This is a genomic window from Achromobacter colocynthidis (genome assembly GCF_057334535.1).
On sequence record NZ_JBHFIZ010000037.1, the window covers coordinates 914,259 to 933,927 of the forward strand.

Consider the following 19,669-nt stretch of genomic DNA (forward strand, 5'->3'; position numbering starts at 1 on the left):
AAGACAAGCAAGGAGGACATCAATGCTCATTACCGAACCCGCCCGCCAAGTGCCGCTCTACGGCGAATTCGACGTCGTGGTGCTGGGCGGCGGCCCGGCCGGCGTGCTGGCCGCCGCCAGCGCGGCCCGCAATGGCGCACGCGTGCTGCTCGTGGAACGCTACGGCTTTCTGGGCGGCATGGGCACCGCCGCCGGCGTGTCCAATTTCTGCGGGCTGCACGCCAACATCCACGGCAACATCCGCCAGGTGGTGCACGGCATGACTGACGAGCTGCTCGACCGCATGCGCGCCATGGACGGCTTGAACGACCCGCACCTGATCCTGGGCAAGATCCACGCCCAGGCCTACGACATCTCCGCCTTCAAATGCGCGGCCGACGGCATGGTGCAGAACAGCGGCGCGCAGGTACTGTTCCACGCCCTGGCCACCGGCCTGGCGCGCGACGAGCAAGGGCGCGTCGACGTCTTGTTCCTGGAGACCAAGTCTGGTCGCTGCGCGGTGCGTGCCAAGGTCTTCATCGACTGCTCGGGCGATGGCGACATCGCGCAATGGGGCGGCCTGCCCTTCGAAAAAGGCGACGAACACGGTCACATGCTGTACCCCACGCTGATGTTCAAGGTAGGCAACGTGGACGGCGCGCGCGCGCAAGAAGCCTGGAAGACCATTCCGCTCTTGATGGATGAAGCCGCCGCCAGCGGCGAGTTCACCTTCCCGCGACGCGGCGCCATCGTGCGCCCGCAAAAGCACGACTACGAATGGCGCGTGAACGTTACGCAACTGGCCAATGCCGATGGCAGCGCGGCCGATGGCACCGACGCCGGTTCGCTGTCGGCCGGTGAACTGGAAGGCCGTCGGCAGATCATGCAGTACCTGGCCTTTCTACGCGCCAAGGTGCCGGGCTTTGAACAAGCCTACGTGCTGGACATCGCGCCGCAGCTTGGCATTCGCGAAACCCGCCGCATCGTGGGCGAGGCGGTGCTAACCAAAGAGCACGTGCTGGGCTGCGCCGACTTTGCCGACAGCATCGGCGTGAACGGTTGGCCCTTGGAAATGCACACGGCCGGCGACGTGAAATGGGTCTGGCCGCCCATTCCGGAATCTCGCGGCTACAACCAACTGCCGTTTCGGATGATGGTGCCCAAGCGCGGGCCGGGCGTCGCCGACAACGTGTTGGTGGCGGGCCGCTGCGCGTCCATGACGCATGAAGGCCAGTCCGCCGCGCGCGTCAGCGGCAGTTGCTTTGTGATGGGCGAAGCGGCGGGCACGGCGGCGGCCATGGCGCTAAGCGCGGGCGTCATGCCGGCCGAGCTTCCCATCGCGGCCTTGCAGGCGCAACTGACACGCCAGGGCGCCTTCCTGGGCGGCCAGGAATGAACCGGCACGGAACCTTGATATGAATGCATCCTCGACAACAACGACAACCCCCGCCACGCGCTCCGTCATCGTGGTCGGCGGCGGCATCGGCGGGCTGGCGGCCGCGCTGGCGCTGACCCGGCAAGGCATCGCCGTGCAACTGCTGGAGCAGGCCGCGCACATCGGCGAAATCGGCGCGGGCATCCAGCTTGGCCCCAACGCTTTCGCGGCGCTGGACGCGCTGGGCGTGGGCGACACGGCGCGTGCGCGCGCGGTGTTCACCGACCACATCATCATGATGGATGCGGTGGATGCGCAGGAGGTGGTGCGCATCGACACGGGCGAAGCGTTTCGCGCGCGCTTCGGTGGGCCATATGCAGTGATCCATCGCGCCGACATTCATTTGTCGATCCTTGACGCCGTGCAGCAGAACCCGCTGATCCGCTTTCGAACGTCGACGCAAATCGCCGCCATGTCGCAAGACGCGCAAGGCGTGGAGGTGGTGGACACGAACGGTGAACGCTACCGCGCGGATGCTGTGGTGGGCGCGGACGGCGTGAAGTCGGTGATCCGCGAACGCACCGTGGGCGACCCCGCGCGCGTGACGGGTCACGTGGTCTATCGCGCCGTGGTCGAACGCGAGAACATGCCCGAAGAACTGCGCATCAACGCGCCCGTGCTGTGGGCGGGGCCGCGCTGCCATCTGGTGCACTACCCGCTGCGCGGCGGCCAGCAATACAACCTGGTCGTGACCTTCCACAGCCGCGAAGAAGAGCAATGGGGCGTGCGCGAAGGCAGCAAGGAAGAAGTGCTGTCGTACTTCGATGGCATCCACCCGCGCCCGCACCAGATGCTGGACCGCCCCACGTCATGGAAACGCTGGGCCACCGCCGACCGCGACCCGGTCGAACACTGGGGCCAGGGCCGCGTCACCTTGCTGGGCGACGCGGCGCATCCGATGACGCAGTACATGGCGCAGGGCGCGTGCATGGCGCTGGAAGATGCGGTCACGCTGGGTGAAGCCGTACGCGAATGCGGGCACGACCTGGAAGCGGCGTTCCGCCTGTATGAATCGGTACGTATTCCGCGCAGCGCGCGCGTGGTCTGGTCCACCCGGGAAATGGGCAGGCTGTATCACGCGCGTGGCGTGGAGCGCACCGTGCGCAACATGCTGTGGACGGGCCGCAGCCAGTCACAGTTCTACGACGCGTTGCAGTGGTTGTACGGCTGGAAGGTGGAACGCTGCCTGGCGCCGATGTAGGGACTCAATACAAAGACATCAATACCGAAGCGCAGGTTCAAGAAGCGGGATTCAAGCACAAGGTCCAGGCAAACAACAGAAGCACAAGACCAAAGCACAACAGGAGACAACCATGACATGCCATATCCTACGGGGCGCCGCAGCCCTGGCGTTGGCGCTGACGGCATGCGCCGCCGGCGCGCAGGGCAAGCCGCTGGACATCGGCTTCATCGGCACGCTGTCCACGCCCGCCGGCTACATCGGCGAAGACGAGCGCGACGCCTTCATGCTGGCCGTCAAGGAAGGCGGCGGCAAACTGGGCGGCGTGCCGGTCAATGTGCGCGTGGAAGACGACGCGCTCAAACCCGCCAACGCCAAGCAAACCGCCGACAGGATGGTGCAGGACGGCGTGCGTCTCTTCACGGGCGTGAACTTTTCAAACGTCATGGCGGCGGTTGGCCCCACGGTGCTGAACGCGGGCGGCTTCTACGTCAGCCTGAACGCCGGCCCCTCCAACTACGCGGGCAAGGCTTGCAACCCGAACTACTTCGCGGTCGCCTTCCAGAACGACTCGTACGCCGACACCGCCGGCATCGCCGCCAACGAACTGGGCGTGAAGCGCGTGGTGGTGATGGCGCCCAACTACCAAGCCGGCCGCGACGCCGTGGCGGGTTTCAAGCGTGCGTACAAGGGTGACATCGTTGAAGAGATCTACACGAAGCTGGATCAGTCGGATTTCTCGGTCGAACTGGCCCGCATCCGCGCGTTGAACCCCGACGCCATTTTTCAGTTTCATCCGGGCGGCGCGGGCATCAACCTGACCAAGCAGTTCGCCAATTCGGGGCTGTCGGACAAGATCAAGATGATCACGCCGATCTATTCCATGGACGAACGCATGCTGGCCGCGACGGGCACGGCGGGCAAGGGGTTCTATCTGAGTTCGCTATGGAGCGCGGACCTGGACAACCCGCAGAACAAACATTTCGTCGAGGCGTTCACCAAGGCGTATCAACGTGCGCCCACGGCGTATGCGGCGCAGGCCTACGACACCGCGAATCTGATCGCGTCGGCATTAAAAGCCGTCAACGGCGACATCACCGGCCGCGCAGACGACTTCCGCGCCGCGCTACGCAAAGCAGACTTTGCGAGCGTGCGCGGAAAGTTTAAATTTGGACCCAATCAGCACCCGATCCAGGATTGGTATCTGCTGCACATCGAAGCGGACGCAAGCGGCAAGCTGGTCTACAAAAACATGAAGGTGCTGGCCCGCGATCACACAGACGTGCACGCGGCAAACTGCAAAATGTAGGTGCTTGCGGCAGACAGCAAAATGTAGGTGCGTGCGGAAGACAGCAAAATGTAGGTGCTTGCGGAAGATAGCAAAATGTAGGTGCGTGCGGAAGATAGCAAAATGTAGGATGGGTGGAGCGCGCCAGATCCGTAAAAAGAACACAGGCGTGAATCGCGCGTAACCCATCAGGCGATGCCTGCCCCAGCGCGGAACGCCAGAAAAAAACAGCCGCCCGATAAATACCTCGGGCGGCTGTTTGTTCGATTGTGGGGCCTATGCTGCTTCTACCGCTGCTTGATGGGTTCCGCGCGTTCGGCGTTGGCATTCTTGCCTGGACCGTGCCGCGCTACACCCATCCTACAAGAGACGTCCGGCACGTAGGATGGGTGCGGCGCGCCAGAAGAGACGGCCGGCACGTAGGATGGGTGTGGCGCGCCAGACTCGCCAAAAGAACCCCACCGTCAAGCGCGCGAACCCATCAGGCAACCCGCCAAATGTTCACGCAACCGCCAAATGTTCACGCAGCCGCCAACTACTCACGCCTCCGCGCCCCCCCACCCCTCAATTCAAGCTAGCGCCCGAAATCTTCACAATCTCCTGGTACTTCGCTTTTTCACCCTTCACGAACTCGGCAAACGCTTCCGGGGTCATCGGCGTGGCTTCCGAACCCATCGTCAGCAGGCGCTGCTTTACGTCCGGTTGCTGCATCGCATCCGCGTAGGCCTTGTTCAGCTTTGCCACCACCGGCGCGGGCGCGCCGCCGGTCGTGAACACGCCGAACCAGGTGCCCAGGTCAAAGCCCTTGATGCCCGACTCTTCAACCGTCGGCACATCCGCCAGCAGCGACGAACGCTTGGCCGTGGTCACGGCAAGCGCCTTGACCTTGCCGTCCTTGATCAAGGGTGCCGATGCAGCCAGGTTGTCGAACATGAAATCCGATTGGCCCGACAGCAAGGCCAACTGCGCGGGCGCCGCGCCTTGATAAGGAATGTGTTCAACCTTGATGTCGGCGCGCGCCTTCAGCAGTTCGCCCGACAGATGGCCCGCGCTGCCGTTGCCGCCCGAACCGTAGTTCAGCTTGCCGGGGTTCTTCTTCGCGTAGGCAATCAGGTCCGCCAGCGTCTTGATGCTGTTCTTCTCGGCGAATTCATTGTTCATCACCAGCACGTTCGGCACCGCCGCCACGATCGTCACGGGCGCGAAGTCCTTGACCGGGTCGTAAGGCAGGTTGGCGAACAGCCAGGGGTTGATGGCGTGCGTGGCCACCGCGCCCATGACCAGCGTGTAGCCGTCGGCCGGCGCCTTGGCCACCAGATCGGCGCCGATGTTGCCGCCCGCGCCCGACCGGTTTTCCACGATCACGGGTTGGCCGAGCGAACCGCGCACCTTTTCGGCCAGCATGCGGGCCATGGTGTCCAGCGGGCCGCCGGGCGGGTAAGGCACGACGAAGCGGATCGGCTTGGTCGGGAAATCGGTGGCTTGGGCCAGCGCGGGTGCGGCGAAAGGCAAGGTGGCGGCAAGCGCCACGGCGCCTTGCAACAGGGCACGGCGGACCGCGCTGTGGGGGGTTTTCGTCATAATGTTGTTCTCCTCAATCCAGATCAATGGCGGTCAGTAGCATACCGCAGCCCAGGCGCTGGCGTAACAAAGGGATACGCGGCAGATTGGCCCGATATTCGCGCGGGTAAGGGGGATTTCACCGCCACACGTGCGCCGATCAGCCTTGCGGCGTGGGTTCGGATTTGCGCCTGACCAGCGCGGTGAGTGAAACGCCTAGGGCGTTCATGACCTTGCGCAGGGTGTGGTAGCTCGGGTTTGCGCCGGGGGCCAGCACCCGATACAGGTTTGTTCTGGCAAGCCCTGTTTCACGAGCGATTTCAGTAATGCCGCGCGCGCGCGCCACGTCGCCTAGGGCTTGCAGGAAGGCGTCAGGATCGTCCTCCGCCGCCGCGTCCGCCAGGTAATGCGCGATCGTTTCGTCATCTTTCAAATAATTCGCTGCGTCGAAGTCGCGTAATTTGGTCATTTCTCGATGCTCCGCTTAATTTCCGTCCAAAGGCGTTTGGCTTGGGCAATGTCTTTGCCCTGGCTGGTCTTGTTACCGCCGCAAAGCAGCACGTAGACCACCTCGCCGGCTCGGGCGTAGTACACCCGGTAGCCGGCGCCAATATTCACGCGCATTTCACTGACGCCCTCGCCCACCGCCTCTACGTCGCCAAAATTTCCATTCATGGCGCGCGACAATCGGCGCAGGATTTGAGCACGCGCCCGCAGGTCTCGGAGGGAATCCAGCCAACGGGAGAACGCCTCGGTTTCTCGGAATCTAAGCATACCGAGAATTGTCGCCCAAAAGGTACATTTAGAACAACGGCCAGACCCTTCCTCGGCGTCAGCCGGCCACACACTTTCGTCGCGCTAAAAACAAAACACCCCAAAACCCGGATCGCAATCCAAGCCTTGGGGTGTTTGCCGAAACGGCGGTTCTTGACGTATCAGTGCAGGATCTGGCTCAGGAAAAGCTGAGTGCGTTCGTTCTGCGGATTGTCGAAGAACTGGTCGGGCGTGTTTTGTTCGATGATTTCGCCGCGGTCCATGAAGATGACGCGGTTGGCGACTTTGCGTGCGAAGCCCATTTCGTGGGTGACGCAGATCATCGTCATGCCGCTTTCCTGGGCCAGCGTGACCATGACGTCCAGCACTTCCTTGACCATTTCGGGGTCAAGCGCCGACGTCGGCTCATCAAACAGCATGATCTTCGGGCTCATGCACAACGACCGCGCAATGGCCACGCGCTGCTGCTGGCCGCCCGACAACTGGCCGGGGAATTTCTTGGCCTGTTCCGGAATGCGCACGCGCTCCAGGTATTTCATGGCCGTGGCTTCAGCTTCCGCGCGCGGCTTCTTCAGCACCCACATGGGTCCCAGCGTCAGGTTTTCCAGCACCGTCAGGTGCGGGAACAAGTTGAAGTGCTGGAACACCATGCCGACGTCCTTGCGGATCGTCTCGATGTGCTTCAAGTCATTGGTGAGCTCGGTGCCATCGACAATGATGTGGCCCTTCTGGTGCTCTTCCAGACGATTGATGCAGCGGATCATCGTGGACTTGCCCGAGCCCGACGGGCCGCACACCACAATGCGCTCACCCTGCGCCACGTCCAGATTGATATTGCGCAACACGTGGAACTGGCCGTACCACTTGTTCACGTCCTGCAAACGAATAATGGCATCCGACATGCCTGTACTCCCGTAAATATCGCTGTGCGCGCCCGCCGGCAGGCGGACGCGCACCATTGACTAGCGTTGGTGATCCGTCGCAAGACGTTTTTCAAGCGCCTGGCTGTACTTGGACATGGAAAAGCAGAACACGAAGTAGATCAGCGAGATGAACAGATACGCCTCTACGCCGAATCCGCGCCATGCCGCATCCGACAGGGCCGCCTTGGCTGCCAACGTCAGGTCGAAAATGCCGATGATGACCACCAGCGAGGTGTCCTTGAACAGCGCGATGAAAATGCTGACCAGCGGCGGAATCACGATCTTCAGCGCCTGCGGCAAGATGATCTTGCGCATCTGCTGCCAGTACTTCAGGCCCAGCGAATCCGCGCCTTCGTACTGCCCCTTCGGGATCGCCTGCAAACCACCGCGCACCGTTTCCGCAATGTAGGCCGCGGCGAACATGATGATGGCGATCTGCGCGCGCAGAAGCTTGTCGATGGACACGCCTTCCGGCAGGAACAGCGGCAACATCACCGACGACATGAACAGCAGGCTGATCAGCGGCACGCCACGGATCAGCTCGATGTACACGACGCACAGCGCCTTGATGGCCGGCATCTTCGAGCGCCGGCCCAGGGCCAGCAGCACGCCGATGGGGAACGCGAAGGCGATACCGAACGTGGACAGGATCAGCGTCAGCGGCAGGCCGCCCCAGCGTGCGTTTTCCACATAGGTCAGGCCGAACACGCCGCCCCACATCAAGAGCGCAACCGCCGTCAGGCCCACGACCCAGATGACGGCCAGCTTCCAGTTCCAGAAGCGGCGGATGCCGCTGCACACAATCACGGCCACCAGCAGGAAGGTGGCGATCAGCGGACGCCATTGCTCGTCGTACGGATAGGTGCCGAACAGGATCAGCCGGTGCTTTTCGATGATGAACGCCCAGCAGGCGCCACCCGAGGCCCGGCATTCCTGGGCGTTCGCCGCGTTGAAGTCGGCTTTGAAGAACGCCCATTCCAGCAGCGCCGGCACCGACATCAACAGGAACCACGCAAGCAGTACGGTGATGAGGATGTTCAGCGGCGACGAGAACAGGCGGGATTTCAGCCACGCCCATGGGCCCACATGCGTGCTGGGCGGCGGCATGGCGTCGGTGGGGGTATGCGTAGTGCTGCTCATCTCAACGCTCCACCAGCGCGATGCGCTTGTTGTACCAGTTCATGAATATCGAGATCGAGAGGCTGACCGTGAGGTACGCGCCCATGATGATAAGGATGCCCTCGATGGCCTGGCCCGTCTGGTTCAGCGTGGTGTTGACCACCGACACGATGTCCGGATAACCGATAGCCACGGCCAGCGAGCTGTTCTTCGTCAGGTTCAGGTACTGGCTGGTCATCGGGGGGATGATCACGCGCAGCGCCTGCGGCAGGATCACCAGGCGCAGCACCTTACCGCGCGGCAAGCCCAGCGAACCGGCGGCTTCCCATTGGCCGTTGTTGACGGCCTGGATGCCCGAGCGCACCACTTCGGCAATGAAGGCCGAGGTGTAGATCACCAGACCCGCCAGCAGCGCGGCGAATTCCGGCGACAGCGTCAGACCGCCCGCGAAGTTGAAGCCCTTGAGTTCCGGCATTTGCAGCGTCAGCGACGCGCCGCTAACCAGCCATCCGATGAACGGCAGCCCGATCAGCAGGCCGATGGCCCAGCGACCCAGCGGGAACATGTGGCCCGTGGCTTCGTGGCGCTTCTTGCCGTAGTGGCCCAGGAAGATGATCGCGACGATGGCCAGGCCGAGGCCCGCCAGCATCCAGTCCAGCGAATTGCCTTCCAGCGACGGCACCTTCAGGCCGCGATTGGAAATGAACACCCCGGGCAGCGGATTGTGCGCCTGACGCGGACCCGGCATGTTTTCCGTGATCAGCGCGTACCAGAAGAACAATTGCAGCAAGAGCGGCACGTTGCGCATCACTTCGACGTAAACCGAGGTGATCTTGGCGACGAGCCAGTTCTTGGACAGACGGCCAATGCCGATCAGCGTACCGAGGATGGTGGCAAGCACGATGCCGATGACGGCGACGCGCAAGGTGTTGAGCAAGCCGACCAGAATGGCCCGGCCGTAGTCATTCGAGGGGGAGTAGTCGATGGCCGTTTCGCCGATCGCAAATCCGGCTTCTCGGCTCAGAAACCCGAAGCCCGTGGCGATATTGCGCACGGACAGGTTGTGTAGCGTATTGGAAACCAGGAACCACACTGCCCAGGCCACCGCGGCCAGCGCGAACACCTGGTACACCACCGAGCGTACGCCGGGGTCGTTCCAGTTGAGCCGCCGGCGAGGAGCCGCAATTGGGGCACTATTTTTAGAAGTCGTCATGATGAATCTACAGAAGTCGTAAACCGGGCGGCAACGCCGGCAAGGCCACCCCTACTCCTGCCGCCCGCTCGGGTGGCGGGCTAGGCAAAACGGAGCGCCAGGCTCCGTTTTGCCAGGCAGCCGTGTTAGCGCACCGGCCAGCCGTACATCAAACCGCCTTGCTTGTACGACGCGTTCAAACCACGCTCCAGCTTCATCGGGCTGTTCTTGCCCAGCGTGCTTTCGAAGCTTTCGCCGTAGTTACCCACGCTCTTGATGATGTGGTAAGCCCACTTGTCGTCCACGCCCAGGTTCTTGCCCATGCCCGGGGTCACGCCCAGGATGCGCTGGATGTTGGGGTTGGGGCTCTTGGTCATTTCATCGACGTTCGCCTTGGTGATGCCGTATTCCTCGGCTTCCAGCATGGCGTTCAGCGTCCAACGAACGATGTTGAACCACTGCTCGTCGCCCTGGCGGACCATGGGGCCCAGCGGCTCCTTGGAGAAGTCTTCCGGCAGGATCACGAACTTGTCCGGGTTCTCGAGCGTGGTGCGGGTGGAGGCCAGTTGCGACTTGTCGGTGGTGAAGGCGTCGCAGCGGCCGGCCGAGAAGGCGCGGATGATTTCGTCGTACTTGTCGATCACGACCGGCTTGAATTCAATCTTCTGGCTGCGGAACCAGTCGGCCAGGTTCAGCTCGGTGGTGGTGCCCGGCTGCACGCAGATGGTGGCGCCGTTCAATTCCTTGGCGCTCTTGATGTTCAGGTCCTTGGAGACCATCACGCCTTGCGAATCGTAGTAGTTCACGCCCGCGCCGATCAGGCCCAGCGTCGTGTCACGCGTCAGCGTCACGGTGGTGTTGCGGGTCAGCACGTCGATTTCGCCGGATTGCAGCGCGGTGAAGCGTTGCTGCGTGTTCAGCGGCGTGAACTTGACCTTGGTGGGATCGCCGAACATGGTCGAGGCGATGGCGCGGCACATGTCCACGTCGATGCCCTTGTATTCGCCCTTGCTGTCAGCAATCGAGAATCCCGGAATGCCCGTTGAAACCCCGCATTGGACAAACCCTTTCTTCTTAACGTTATCGAAGGTCGCGCCCGCATTGGCAGCCGCGGATGCAGCGAACAGTGCCGCGCCAATAGCAGCGAGTTTCAGTACTTTCATCGTGATCTCCGTGTGGGACAAATCGAGCTTGCAACGGCCGGGTTGGGCCGAAGCATGGGGCGGATGGTAGCGTCCGGACACGGGCGGGCACATCCGGGAATTCCCTTGAAATATAGGGACACTGGCGAAATCAATTGATGTTTTCGTTCGAAAACGGGGACGCCTTTTTTCAGTTGAACGGCGTTCGAAGATGTGTTCATTTCGTTCTGCTCAAAAGGTGTCCAACTGGTCACGCGGAAACGCTTTTTCACAGGACCATCGTGAATCGGCTTATGCCTGCCTCCTGTCCCCGAGTTACTATTGCGGCTTCATCCGACAGCCGCCATGATCGAATTCCAGCACGTATTCAAATCATATGGTCGCGGCCGAAATATCCTGGCCGACATCAACTTCCGCGTAAGCGCGGGAGAATTCGTTTTTGTATCCGGGCCGTCAGGCGCCGGTAAATCCACGCTGCTCAAGTTGATCGGCGGGTTGGAGCCCGCCAGCCGCGGATCCATCCAGGTCAACGGGCAACGGCTGGACAAGCTGCCTGCCCGCGCGCGCCCTTATCTGCGCCGCGCCGTGGGGGTCATCTTGCAAGACACTCACCTGCTGTTCGATCGAAGCGCGTTCGAAAACGTCATGCTGCCGCTGGCGGTCCAGGGCCATCCCTGGGATTCCGCCGCGTCGCGCGCCCGCGCCGCCCTGGACAAGGTAGGCCTGTCGGGCAAGGAAGACCTGAATCCCATTGAATTGTCCGGCGGCGAACAACAGCGCCTGGCCATCGCGCGGGCCATCGTGAACCGGCCCGCCATCCTGATTGCCGACGAACCCACCGCCAACCTTGACGATGACAACGCGCAGCGCATCATGAACGTGTTCCGCGATTTCAACCGCGTGGGCGTAACCACGCTGATTGCCTCGCACGACCAGGGCTTGATGGCGCGCTACGCCTCGCGCACCCTGCGCATCGACCCGGGCAAGTTCGCCGATTCGCACGGCCCCGCCACGCCACCGTCCGACGCGGGGCAACCCGCTTCTTCCGGCCCGTCGCGCGCCAGCGGCCGCACTGAACCGGGCATGGGTAATCCGGGAGCCTCGTCATGAACGCCTGGCTGCGGCAACACCGCTATGCGTTGATGGTCACCGTGCGCCGGCTGGCCAAGCAACCGTTCTCATCGTTGGCCAACCTGCTGGTCATGGCTCTGGCGCTGGCCTTGCCCTTGTTGGGTAGCGCCATCCTCGTGTCCGTGCAGCCCGTTGCACGCCAAATGTCCGTCACGCCGGAAGTCACCGTGTTCATGCGCGTGGATGCCCCGGCGGGCGCGGCCGCGGACGTGGCCAAGCGCATCAAGGACGATTACCAAAGCGACGTGCGCGCCGTGCGCGTGGTCGGGCGCGACGCGGCGCTTGCCGACTTGCGTGCCAACCCCGCCTGGCAGCAGGCGCTGGCCGTGCTGCCCGGCAACCCGCTACCCGATGCCGTGGTCGTGACGCTGGCCGATGGCGACAACCTGGCCGGCCGCGCCGACAAGCTGGCGGGCGACTGGAAACAATGGAACCACGTCGACCTGGTGCAGTTGGACAGCGCCTGGGTGCAACGCCTGGAGGCCATCCTGCGCTTTGCCCGCATCGGCCTGGGTTTCCTTGCCGCCTGCGTGGCCGTCGTGGTGTTGGCCACGGTGTTCAACACCGTGCGCATGCAAGCGCTGTCGCAACGTGAAGAGATCGGCGTCGCCCGCCTGGTGGGCGCCACGGAATCCTTCGTGCGCCGCCCCTTCTTGTATCTGGGCGCGCTCTCGGGCGCGGTGGCCTCGCTGCTGGCCATCGGCGTGTCGGCCATTGCGCTGTCGCCTCTGAACGACGCCCTGCTGGGGCTGGCCCGCAGCTACGGCGCGGAATTTGCCCTGCATTTGCCCGGCGCGTCTGTCCTGGTCACCGCCGTGGTGGCTTCGGCCGCGCTGGGCGCGCTGTCGGCCCGCTGGTCGGTGACGCGCAGCACCCGCTTTTAAGCGCCCTCACCCTCCCGGGGCGCCTCACTCCACGCGCCCCGGTTCCGCATTAAAGCCACGTATAAAGCCCGAACCTCCCCGTGATCCGGGGAAAGACTCCGCGCGCGCCTGTGTACGATGGTTTCCAGTTGCTGGCCGCTGGCTCGGTCGTCGTCACCGGGGTGGCGTTCGGCGTTACGTCTGACTGTAAACAGGGCCACATCACTCCCCGCCGTTACAAGCATTTCTCCCGTTGTCATTCGGGATATGTAAGAATAAAGCGAAATTTTTCTACACTTTTTGAAACATAACGTTCCGCAGGGCTTCGTCCTTCATGTCCCAATCGCCGTTCTTGCCTGATAAGTCCCATGGTCTCCCGACTTGAAGCCCGCGCAACGCGCCACTACTTCGACAGCGCGTTCCAATGCCAAGCGGTGAAAGTGCTCCCTAACGAGTACTACGTCACCAACGAAGACCTGATGATCTCGACCGTTCTTGGGTCCTGTGTCGCCGCCTGCATTCACGATCCGGTGACCGGCGTGGGGGGTATGAACCACTTCATGTTGCCGGAAGGCGACATGCAGTCGCCCGCGTCGGCGACGATGCGCTACGGCGCTTTCGCCATGGAAGTGCTGATCAACGAATTGCTCAAGGCCGGCGCCTCGCGCGACCGCCTGGAAGCCAAGGTGTTTGGCGGCGGCGCGGTGCTAAGCGCCATGCAGCAGATGAACATCGGCGAACGCAATGGCGTGTTTGTCCTGAATTACCTGAAGCTCGAAGGCATTCCGGTCAAGGCCCAGGACCTGGGCGACGTGCACGCGCGCCGCATCAATTATTTCCCGCGTGACGGCCGGGTGATGGTGCGCAAGATGGCGCCGCACCACCAGCGCGCCGAAGAGATCATCGCCAAGCGCGAACAGGCCGCGGCCCAAAGCGCGCAGGCAAAAACGCAAAGCCCACCGCGCGTGGAACGTTTCACCCGCCCTGGCGTCGAGCGCTTCGACAAACCGGCTCGTCCGGGCGTGGAACGTTTCGACAAGCCCGCGCGTCCCGGCGTGGAACGCTTCGATAAGCCTGACCGCCCCGCGCGGCCGGGCGTCGAACGCTTCGACACCGCGCTGTCTCGCCTGCGCAAGTCGGAAAACACGGGGACTTGAACGGCGCTTCGGCGACGTAAACAACGCCTGGCAAGGGTCCCGCGCCTACAATCGGCGCATGTCCGCCGTCCGTCTTTTCTTCGCCTTGTGGCCGTCGCCGCCCTTGGCCGCGTCCTTGGCCGAATGGGCGCAAGCCGCCCGCCCGCATTGCGGCGGCCGCGTGATGCGCACCGAGACACTGCATTTGACGCTGGCTTTCCTGGGGCCGGTCGAAGCGCAGTTGGCGGATGCACTGGCCGCCGCCACGCCCGACCGCTGTGTGCCGCCGGGAGAACTGGAGTTGGATCGCTACGGGGTATTCAAGCGCCAGCGCATTCTGTGGGCCGGGCCGCGTGAGGCCGGGCCGCGTGAGGCGGGGCCGCGTGAGGCCCCCGCGCCACTGCAAGCCATGCACGACGGCCTGTGGCACTGGTTGGCCGACTATGGCCTGGCCGCGCCGCCGCAGCCGTTTCGCCCGCACGTCACCTTGCTGCGCAACATCGAACGCGACGACCCGCCGCCGCCCCCGCCCGACGCGTTGATCTGGCGCTATGACCGCCTGGTGCTGGTGGCGTCCGAATCGCAGACGGGCGGCAGCCGCTACCGGCTCGTGGCGCAATCGCGTCCGCTTTCGCCGTAGCCGCTCTGGCACAATCAGGCGGTTGCAACTCCTGGGATTGCCATGATCATCCTGCTGGACCAAGACGGCGTGCTGGCCGACTTCGAACACGCGTTCCTCGACGCCTGGCGCCTGCGCCATCCCGACATCCCGCCCGTGGAATTCGAAGACCGCAAGTCTTTCCACATCCGCGAGGACTACGCCCCCGAACTACGCAAGATGGCCGAGGCCATCTACACGGCGCCGGGTTTCATCCGCGAGCTGCCGCCCGTGCCGGGCGCGCTGGACGCCGTGCGCGAGCTGCTGGCATTGGGCATGGACGTGCGCATCTGCTCGTCGCCACTTTCGCAGTTTGAAAACTGCGTGGCGGAAAAGTACCTGTGGGTGGAAAAGAACCTGGGTCGCGACGCCACCAACCGGCTGATCCTGACCAAGGACAAGACGCTGGTGCACGGCAACCTGCTGATCGACGACAAGCCCAAAATTGAAGGCGCCGTGAAGCCGCGCTGGAAGCACATTCTGTTTGACGCGCCCTACAACCGGCAGGTGACCGACCGCCCCCGCATCACCTGGGCGAACTGGCGCAACGTGCTGGCGGGCGAGCTCTATACCGCGGACGCATGAGGCCCGCTGGACGCTGTTCAGTCGTCATGATTTAGGACTATTCTGTGCTGGCTGTACCCCCACCCCGGAGGAGTCCGCACTATGAATCTGCACCGTCTGCTCAAGCAGCGAGAAGCCGACCACAAGCCCTTGCGTGTTGCATTGCTGGGCGCCGGAAAGTTCGGCGCCATGTTCATGAGCCAGGCTCCCCGCACGCCGGGCATGCGGCTGGTGGCGGTAGCCGATCTGGCGCCCGACCGCGCCCGCGCCGCCTTGACCCGGGTGGGCTGGCCGGCCAGCGCACTCAATGCCAGCAGCACCAATGACGCGCTGAAGAACGGCAAGGTTTTCTTCAGCGACGACCCGCTTGCCATCATCGCCAGCCCTGACGTCGACATCGTCATCGACGCCACGGGCCAAGCCGCCGCCGGCATCACCCACGTGCTGGCCTGCTGCGAATACGGCAAGCACATCATCATGGTCAATGTTGAAGCCGACGCCCTGGCCGGGCCGCTGCTGGCGCGCCGCGCGCGCGAAGCAGGCATCGTCTATTCGCTGGCCTATGGCGACCAGCCCGCCCTGATCTGCGAAATGGTGGACTGGGCGCGCGCCAGCGGCTTCGAGGTCATGGCGGCCGGCAAGGGCACCAAGTACCTGCCGGAATTTCACACATCCACGCCCGACACCGTCTGGCCCTACTACGGCTTCACCGCTGAAATGGTGGCCGCGGGCGACTTCAACGCGCAGATGTTCAACAGCTTTCTGGACGGCACCAAAAGCGCCATCGAAATGGCGGCGGTATCGAACGCCACCGGCCTCTTGCCCTCGCCATCGGGCCTGCATTTTCCGCCGTGCGGCGTGGACGACCTGGCCCGCGTGCTGCGCCCCCGCGAAGACGGCGGCATCCTGCACCATCGCGGCCAGGTGGAAGTGATTTCATCGCTGGAGCGCGACGGCCGCCCCGTGTTTCGCGACCTGCGTTGGGGCGTCTACGTGACGCTGGCCGCCGACAGCGACTACGTGCGCCGCTGCTTCCAGGAATACGGCCTGGTCACCGACCCCAGCGGCAACTACACCGCCATGTACAAGCCCTATCACCTGATTGGCCTGGAACTGGGCATCAGCGTGGCCAGCGTGGGCTTGCGGCGCGAACCCACCGGCGCGCCGGCCGGTTGGCACGGCGATGTGGTCGCCACCGCCAAGCGCGACCTGCAAGCGGGCCAGATCCTGGACGGCGAAGGCGGCTACACGGTGTTTGGCCGGCTGATGCCGGCGCCCGACTCGGTGGAAGAAGGCTATCTGCCCTTGGGGCTGTCGCACGGCGTCAAGCTCAAGAATCCGGTGCGGCAGTCGCAGGCCATACGCTGGCGCGACGTGGAGTACGACGAGACGTCAACGGCGGTGCAGTTCCGGCGGGAAATGGAACAGACGTTCGCCTAGGCACACAAACCCGTACCCCGCCCCGCAGCCAAAACCACATCCACGCACAGCACTCCACACCGACGCCCCGCCCGCTACACCGGCGCGGGGCGTTCCGCCTGGAACAGCCGCAAGCGGTCGGCCGCGTTACGCAGATGCTGTTCGGCCGCGCGGCCGGCGGCGTCCGGGTCTGCCCCTTCAATGGCGACGAAGATGGCTTGATGCTCGCTTTGCACCGCCGCCATCCGCTCGGCATACCGGCGCGCCGTGTTGTGGCGCGCACTGCGGATGACGCGGCGCACATTCGCTTCCAGATAATCGTTCAACGACACCAGGTGCGGGTTATGCGTGGCCTGCACGATGGCCTGATGGAATTGATAGTCTTCCTCGTCGCCCAGCTTGTCGTTGATCAGCGCGTATTCCATGCCGACCAGCGCCTGCCGCATCTTCTTCAAGTCTTGATCCGTGCGGCGCTGCGCGGCATAGCGCGCGGCGGTCACTTCAATGGACAGCATCAATTCCAGGATGTGTTCCAGGTCTTGCGTGTCGCCGGGCGTGGGCGCGTTGATGCGAAAGGCGTTGCGCTGAAAGTTGGGATCCACGAACACGCCGCTGCCCTGCTGCGACGTGATCAGCCCTTCGGACTTCAGGCGCGCCAGCGCCTCGCGCACCACCGCGCGGCTGACCGAATAGGTTTCGGTCAACTGTTTTTCGGTGGGCAGGCGGTCGCCGGGGGCCAGCGCCCCTTGGCGTATCTGCTCGGCCAGCGCATCGCCCAACGCGGCGGAAAGTGAGCTCTTGGGCGCGGTGCGCGGCGGATCCTGATCTTGATTCGGCGGCATGGAAGGTCGGGGAAACGTGATGGTTGCGTCCTGCACTTTAAGCGATATAGATGCCGCCGTTGACCTGCATGACTTCACCCGTCACGAAGCCCGCCAGCGGTGAACACAGGAAGGCGATCGCCCCCGCGATTTCATCGGCCGTGCCAAAGCGGCGCAGCGGCGTGCTTTCCAGCAGGTGCGCGCCCTTCTGTCCGATCAGCTCATGCGTCATGGACGTGGCGATGATGCCCGGCGCCACCGCATTCACGCGGATCTGCGGCGCCAGTTCCAGCGCCAGGCTGCGGGTGAAGCTTTGCACCGCGCCCTTGGACGCCGAATACGCCGCATGCGCGTAACTGCCGCGCTGCGCGGCCAATGAGGTCAGCAGCACGATCGACCCGTTGTGGCGCAGATGGCGCTGGGCCGCGCGGCACGCATAGAAGGTGCCGTCCAGGTTCACACGCATCAGCGTGCGCCAGGCCTCGTCGCTGGTGTCCTTGACCAGTTGTTCCGGGTAGATGCCGGCGCAATGCACCAGGTGGTCCAGCCCACCGAAATGCTTGGCCGCCGCCTCGAACACCCGTTCGCAATCATGCGACACCGACACATCCAGCGCATGCGTATAGATGCGTTGGCCGGTCGGGTCGAGTTCGGCGGCGATGTCGTCCAGGCGCGCGCCGTCAATGTCCGTCAGCACCAGGCGGGCGCCATGGGCCGCCATCAGGCGCGCCGTTGCCAAGCCGATGCCATTGCCCGCGCCCGTGATCGCGGCTACCTGCCCTTCAAATGAAATCATCCTGTCTCCAGTCGTCTGTCTTTTGTCTTCTGTGTGCGGTTTCGACGATCGCTTTGATCGCCGTGTCATCTGCGATTGAACTCCTGAATGCGCCGCTTGACACGAGAAAAACGCTTGCCCTATTATTTATCAGACAACTTATAAAAGTTAACTGACAACTTATCCGGAAAGCGTAAAGCAACTCAGGTTTCCAGGCAAGCCAGTCAGAGAAAAACAAGGCCGAAGCGCCGCAAAACAGGACGGGGACAACAGGGTGAATACCACCGGCAGCACGACGGTGTTCGCCCCCATCTTGCGATACCCCCCACCCCGATTTGCCCGTCTCCGGCCTGCAAAAGCCGCCACCAAGCGCGCTTGTTTGACGGTCGTACGCATTCTTTACGCACACAACACCACTCCCGTCCCACGGAGGAGACACGCATGAAATTGGCTTTCACCACCGGCCTGCTGTGCCTGGCCGGCATCGCCGCATCGGCACACGCCGCACCCGTCAAGATCGGCCTGATCGAAACGCTGTCCGGCCCGCAGGCCTCAACCGGCCTGATGTTCCGCGCCGCGGTCAAATATGAACTGGACCGCATCAACGCGGCCGGCGGCTGGAACGGCCAGCCGCTGGAATTGGTTGAATTCGACAACCAGGGCGGCCCTGTCGGCGCCTCCGACCGCTTCCGCGCCGCCGCCGCCGAAGGCGTGCAAGTACTGGTGCAAGGCTCGTCGTCGGCCATCTCGGGCCAACTGACCGAAGACGTGCGCAAGCACAACCTGCGCAACCCCGGCAAGGAAGTCGTCTTCCTGAACGTGGGCGGCGAAGCGCTGGAACTGACCGGCCAGAAGTGCCACTTCTACCACTTCCGTTTCACCACCAATGCCGACCTGCGCGTGAAGTCGCTGGCCTCGGTCATGTCGGCCGACGGCACGCTGGGCAAGCGCGTGTACGCCATCAACCAGAACTATTCCTGGGGCCAGGACATGGAGGACGCCACCGAGCGTTTCGCCAAGCAATACGGCTATGAAGTGGTGGGCAAGACGCTGCACGAAGTCAACAAGATCCAGGACTTCGCGCCCTACGTCGCGCGCATCCGCGCGGCTTCGCCCGACACCGTCATCACGGGCAACTGGTCCAACGACCTGCTGCTGTTGATGAAGGCCACGCAGGCCGGCGGCCTCAAGGTGCGTTTCGCCACCGTGTTCCTGGACCAGGTGGGCAACCTGGCCAACGCGGGCGAGGTGGCGATGGGGCATTACATCGCCCACCCGTACAACATCGAAGCGGCGGGTGAAGAAGGCGCCAAGTTCGCCGAAGACTACAAGGCCAAGACCGGCCACTACCCCAGCTATACGGAACCGCAGACGGTGATCGGCGTGCGTTTCCTGGGTGAAGCGCTGAAACAGGTGCAGCCCCAGGACGGCAAGCTGTCCGTCCCGGCGCTGGCCAACGCGCTGGAAAAGGTCACCTATACGTCGGCGCTGGGCACCTACACGATGCGCGCCGAAGACCATCAGGTGCAGTTGCCGATGGTGGTGTCCAAGGTCAGCAAGAACGCCAAGTACAAGGCCGACGGCACGGACATGGGCTTTGAGCCGGTGAAGGTGTTGGCGGCGGCGGACGTGTCGGCGCCGGTGCAGGCAACGTGCAAGATGAAGCGGCCTGAATAGGCTGCGTGATGGGTTTGGGGGGGGGGGATAACC

General features: G+C 63.6%; 19 protein-coding genes. 10 read left to right on the forward strand and 9 right to left on the reverse strand.

Translation table 11 applies throughout. The features are described from left to right. Positions 1-22: 22 nt before the first annotated feature. The 3 genes from ACE04A_RS23815 to ACE04A_RS23825 all read left to right on the forward strand — a co-directional run bounded on the left by ACE04A_RS23815 (position 23) and on the right by ACE04A_RS23825 (position 3,903). Positions 23-1,375: an FAD-dependent oxidoreductase gene (locus tag ACE04A_RS23815; RefSeq protein ID WP_448716702.1), complete on the forward strand. Its 1,353-nt coding sequence runs from the start codon at positions 23-25 to the stop codon at positions 1,373-1,375. Between the two features lie 19 nt (positions 1,376-1,394). Beyond that, a complete protein-coding gene (locus ACE04A_RS23820; protein ID WP_448716704.1) occupies positions 1,395-2,615 on the forward strand; it encodes a 3-hydroxybenzoate 6-monooxygenase in 1,221 nt (406 codons plus the stop codon). Positions 2,616-2,727: 112 nt separating this feature from the next. Continuing rightward, complete coding sequence (locus ACE04A_RS23825) at positions 2,728-3,903, forward strand: ABC transporter substrate-binding protein (RefSeq protein ID WP_259250732.1); 1,176 nt, start codon at positions 2,728-2,730, stop codon at positions 3,901-3,903. A gap of 543 nt (positions 3,904-4,446) precedes the next feature. Here ACE04A_RS23825 and ACE04A_RS23830 read toward each other — a convergent pair. The 7 genes from ACE04A_RS23830 to ACE04A_RS23860 form a co-directional block, all read right to left on the reverse strand. Continuing rightward, the gene (locus ACE04A_RS23830; RefSeq protein ID WP_448716705.1) at positions 4,447-5,463 is read right to left on the reverse strand and encodes a Bug family tripartite tricarboxylate transporter substrate binding protein; all 1,017 of its coding nucleotides are present in this window, start codon (positions 5,461-5,463) and stop codon (positions 4,447-4,449) included. A 139-nt stretch (positions 5,464-5,602) separates the two neighbouring features. After that, on the reverse strand, positions 5,603-5,911 hold the full coding sequence (locus ACE04A_RS23835) for an addiction module antidote protein (RefSeq protein WP_127185936.1): 309 nt from the start codon (positions 5,909-5,911) through the stop codon (positions 5,603-5,605). Then, positions 5,908-6,216, reverse strand: coding sequence for a type II toxin-antitoxin system RelE/ParE family toxin (locus tag ACE04A_RS23840; protein ID WP_279995408.1), 309 nt, complete (start codon positions 6,214-6,216; stop codon positions 5,908-5,910). The genes ACE04A_RS23835 and ACE04A_RS23840 overlap by 4 nt, the downstream gene beginning before the upstream one ends. A 161-nt stretch (positions 6,217-6,377) precedes the next feature. Further along, the gene (locus ACE04A_RS23845; RefSeq protein WP_050445733.1) at positions 6,378-7,118 is read right to left on the reverse strand and encodes an amino acid ABC transporter ATP-binding protein; all 741 of its coding nucleotides are present in this window, start codon (positions 7,116-7,118) and stop codon (positions 6,378-6,380) included. A gap of 60 nt (positions 7,119-7,178) precedes the next feature. Then, positions 7,179-8,279, reverse strand: coding sequence for an amino acid ABC transporter permease (locus ACE04A_RS23850; RefSeq protein ID WP_259250737.1), 1,101 nt, complete (start codon positions 8,277-8,279; stop codon positions 7,179-7,181). 1 nt (position 8,280) lies between these two features. Continuing rightward, positions 8,281-9,471, reverse strand: a complete 1,191-nt coding sequence (locus ACE04A_RS23855) for an amino acid ABC transporter permease (protein ID WP_447991876.1) — start codon at positions 9,469-9,471, stop codon at positions 8,281-8,283. 125 nt (positions 9,472-9,596) lie between these two features. Next, a complete protein-coding gene (locus tag ACE04A_RS23860) occupies positions 9,597-10,613 on the reverse strand; it encodes an amino acid ABC transporter substrate-binding protein (RefSeq protein WP_259250740.1) in 1,017 nt (338 codons plus the stop codon). A 324-nt stretch (positions 10,614-10,937) separates the two neighbouring features. On the opposite strand from ACE04A_RS23860, the gene ACE04A_RS23865 reads away from it, so the two are divergent. The 6 genes from ACE04A_RS23865 to ACE04A_RS23890 all read left to right on the forward strand — a co-directional run bounded on the left by ACE04A_RS23865 (position 10,938) and on the right by ACE04A_RS23890 (position 16,384). Continuing rightward, a complete protein-coding gene (locus ACE04A_RS23865) occupies positions 10,938-11,702 on the forward strand; it encodes a cell division ATP-binding protein FtsE (RefSeq protein WP_279995406.1) in 765 nt (254 codons plus the stop codon). After that, on the forward strand, positions 11,699-12,607 hold the full coding sequence (locus ACE04A_RS23870) for a cell division protein FtsX (protein ID WP_100854200.1): 909 nt from the start codon (positions 11,699-11,701) through the stop codon (positions 12,605-12,607). The genes ACE04A_RS23865 and ACE04A_RS23870 overlap by 4 nt, the downstream gene beginning before the upstream one ends. A 347-nt stretch (positions 12,608-12,954) precedes the next feature. After that, a complete protein-coding gene (gene cheD / locus ACE04A_RS23875) occupies positions 12,955-13,743 on the forward strand; it encodes a chemoreceptor glutamine deamidase CheD (RefSeq protein WP_259250745.1) in 789 nt (262 codons plus the stop codon). 58 nt (positions 13,744-13,801) lie between these two features. Further along, the gene (gene thpR / locus ACE04A_RS23880) at positions 13,802-14,362 is read left to right on the forward strand and encodes an RNA 2',3'-cyclic phosphodiesterase (RefSeq protein WP_448716711.1); all 561 of its coding nucleotides are present in this window, start codon (positions 13,802-13,804) and stop codon (positions 14,360-14,362) included. A 42-nt stretch (positions 14,363-14,404) separates the two neighbouring features. Next, positions 14,405-14,965: a 5'-3'-deoxyribonucleotidase gene (locus tag ACE04A_RS23885; RefSeq protein WP_268080871.1), complete on the forward strand. Its 561-nt coding sequence runs from the start codon at positions 14,405-14,407 to the stop codon at positions 14,963-14,965. Between the two features lie 81 nt (positions 14,966-15,046). Next, positions 15,047-16,384 (forward strand): NAD(P)H-dependent oxidoreductase, encoded by a 1,338-nt coding sequence (locus ACE04A_RS23890; RefSeq protein ID WP_259250749.1) that lies wholly within the window; start codon positions 15,047-15,049, stop codon positions 16,382-16,384. Positions 16,385-16,458: 74 nt separating this feature from the next. Here ACE04A_RS23890 and ACE04A_RS23895 read toward each other — a convergent pair whose 3' ends face one another. After that, positions 16,459-17,205: a FadR/GntR family transcriptional regulator gene (locus ACE04A_RS23895; protein WP_259250751.1), complete on the reverse strand. Its 747-nt coding sequence runs from the start codon at positions 17,203-17,205 to the stop codon at positions 16,459-16,461. A gap of 37 nt (positions 17,206-17,242) precedes the next feature. Further along, complete coding sequence (locus tag ACE04A_RS23900) at positions 17,243-17,980, reverse strand: SDR family NAD(P)-dependent oxidoreductase (protein WP_259250753.1); 738 nt, start codon at positions 17,978-17,980, stop codon at positions 17,243-17,245. 420 nt (positions 17,981-18,400) lie between these two features. Here ACE04A_RS23900 and ACE04A_RS23905 point away from each other — a divergent pair, with 420 nt between their 5' ends. Continuing rightward, positions 18,401-19,636, forward strand: coding sequence for a branched-chain amino acid ABC transporter substrate-binding protein (locus ACE04A_RS23905; protein WP_485814057.1), 1,236 nt, complete (start codon positions 18,401-18,403; stop codon positions 19,634-19,636). Positions 19,637-19,669 lie beyond the last annotated feature (33 nt).

Bases quoted from the DNA above. Each gene is read 5' to 3' on its own strand.
- ACE04A_RS23815 (WP_448716702.1), top strand. From the start codon at position 23: ATGCTCATTACCGAACCCGCCCGCCAAGTGCCGCTCTACGGCGAATTC.
- ACE04A_RS23820 (WP_448716704.1), top strand. From the start codon at position 1,395: ATGAATGCATCCTCGACAACAACGACAACCCCCGCCACGCGCTCCGTC.
- ACE04A_RS23825 (WP_259250732.1), top strand. From the start codon at position 2,728: ATGACATGCCATATCCTACGGGGCGCCGCAGCCCTGGCGTTGGCGCTG.
- ACE04A_RS23830 (WP_448716705.1), bottom strand. From the start codon at position 5,463: ATGACGAAAACCCCCCACAGCGCGGTCCGCCGTGCCCTGTTGCAAGGC.
- ACE04A_RS23835 (WP_127185936.1), bottom strand. From the start codon at position 5,911: ATGACCAAATTACGCGACTTCGACGCAGCGAATTATTTGAAAGATGAC.
- ACE04A_RS23840 (WP_279995408.1), bottom strand. From the start codon at position 6,216: ATGCTTAGATTCCGAGAAACCGAGGCGTTCTCCCGTTGGCTGGATTCC.
- ACE04A_RS23845 (WP_050445733.1), bottom strand. From the start codon at position 7,118: ATGTCGGATGCCATTATTCGTTTGCAGGACGTGAACAAGTGGTACGGC.
- ACE04A_RS23850 (WP_259250737.1), bottom strand. From the start codon at position 8,279: ATGAGCAGCACTACGCATACCCCCACCGACGCCATGCCGCCGCCCAGC.
- ACE04A_RS23855 (WP_447991876.1), bottom strand. From the start codon at position 9,471: ATGACGACTTCTAAAAATAGTGCCCCAATTGCGGCTCCTCGCCGGCGG.
- ACE04A_RS23860 (WP_259250740.1), bottom strand. From the start codon at position 10,613: ATGAAAGTACTGAAACTCGCTGCTATTGGCGCGGCACTGTTCGCTGCA.
- ACE04A_RS23865 (WP_279995406.1), top strand. From the start codon at position 10,938: ATGATCGAATTCCAGCACGTATTCAAATCATATGGTCGCGGCCGAAAT.
- ACE04A_RS23870 (WP_100854200.1), top strand. From the start codon at position 11,699: ATGAACGCCTGGCTGCGGCAACACCGCTATGCGTTGATGGTCACCGTG.
- cheD (WP_259250745.1), top strand. From the start codon at position 12,955: ATGGTCTCCCGACTTGAAGCCCGCGCAACGCGCCACTACTTCGACAGC.
- thpR (WP_448716711.1), top strand. From the start codon at position 13,802: ATGTCCGCCGTCCGTCTTTTCTTCGCCTTGTGGCCGTCGCCGCCCTTG.
- ACE04A_RS23885 (WP_268080871.1), top strand. From the start codon at position 14,405: ATGATCATCCTGCTGGACCAAGACGGCGTGCTGGCCGACTTCGAACAC.
- ACE04A_RS23890 (WP_259250749.1), top strand. From the start codon at position 15,047: ATGAATCTGCACCGTCTGCTCAAGCAGCGAGAAGCCGACCACAAGCCC.
- ACE04A_RS23895 (WP_259250751.1), bottom strand. From the start codon at position 17,205: ATGCCGCCGAATCAAGATCAGGATCCGCCGCGCACCGCGCCCAAGAGC.
- ACE04A_RS23900 (WP_259250753.1), bottom strand. From the start codon at position 17,980: ATGATTTCATTTGAAGGGCAGGTAGCCGCGATCACGGGCGCGGGCAAT.
- ACE04A_RS23905 (WP_485814057.1), top strand. From the start codon at position 18,401: ATGAAATTGGCTTTCACCACCGGCCTGCTGTGCCTGGCCGGCATCGCC.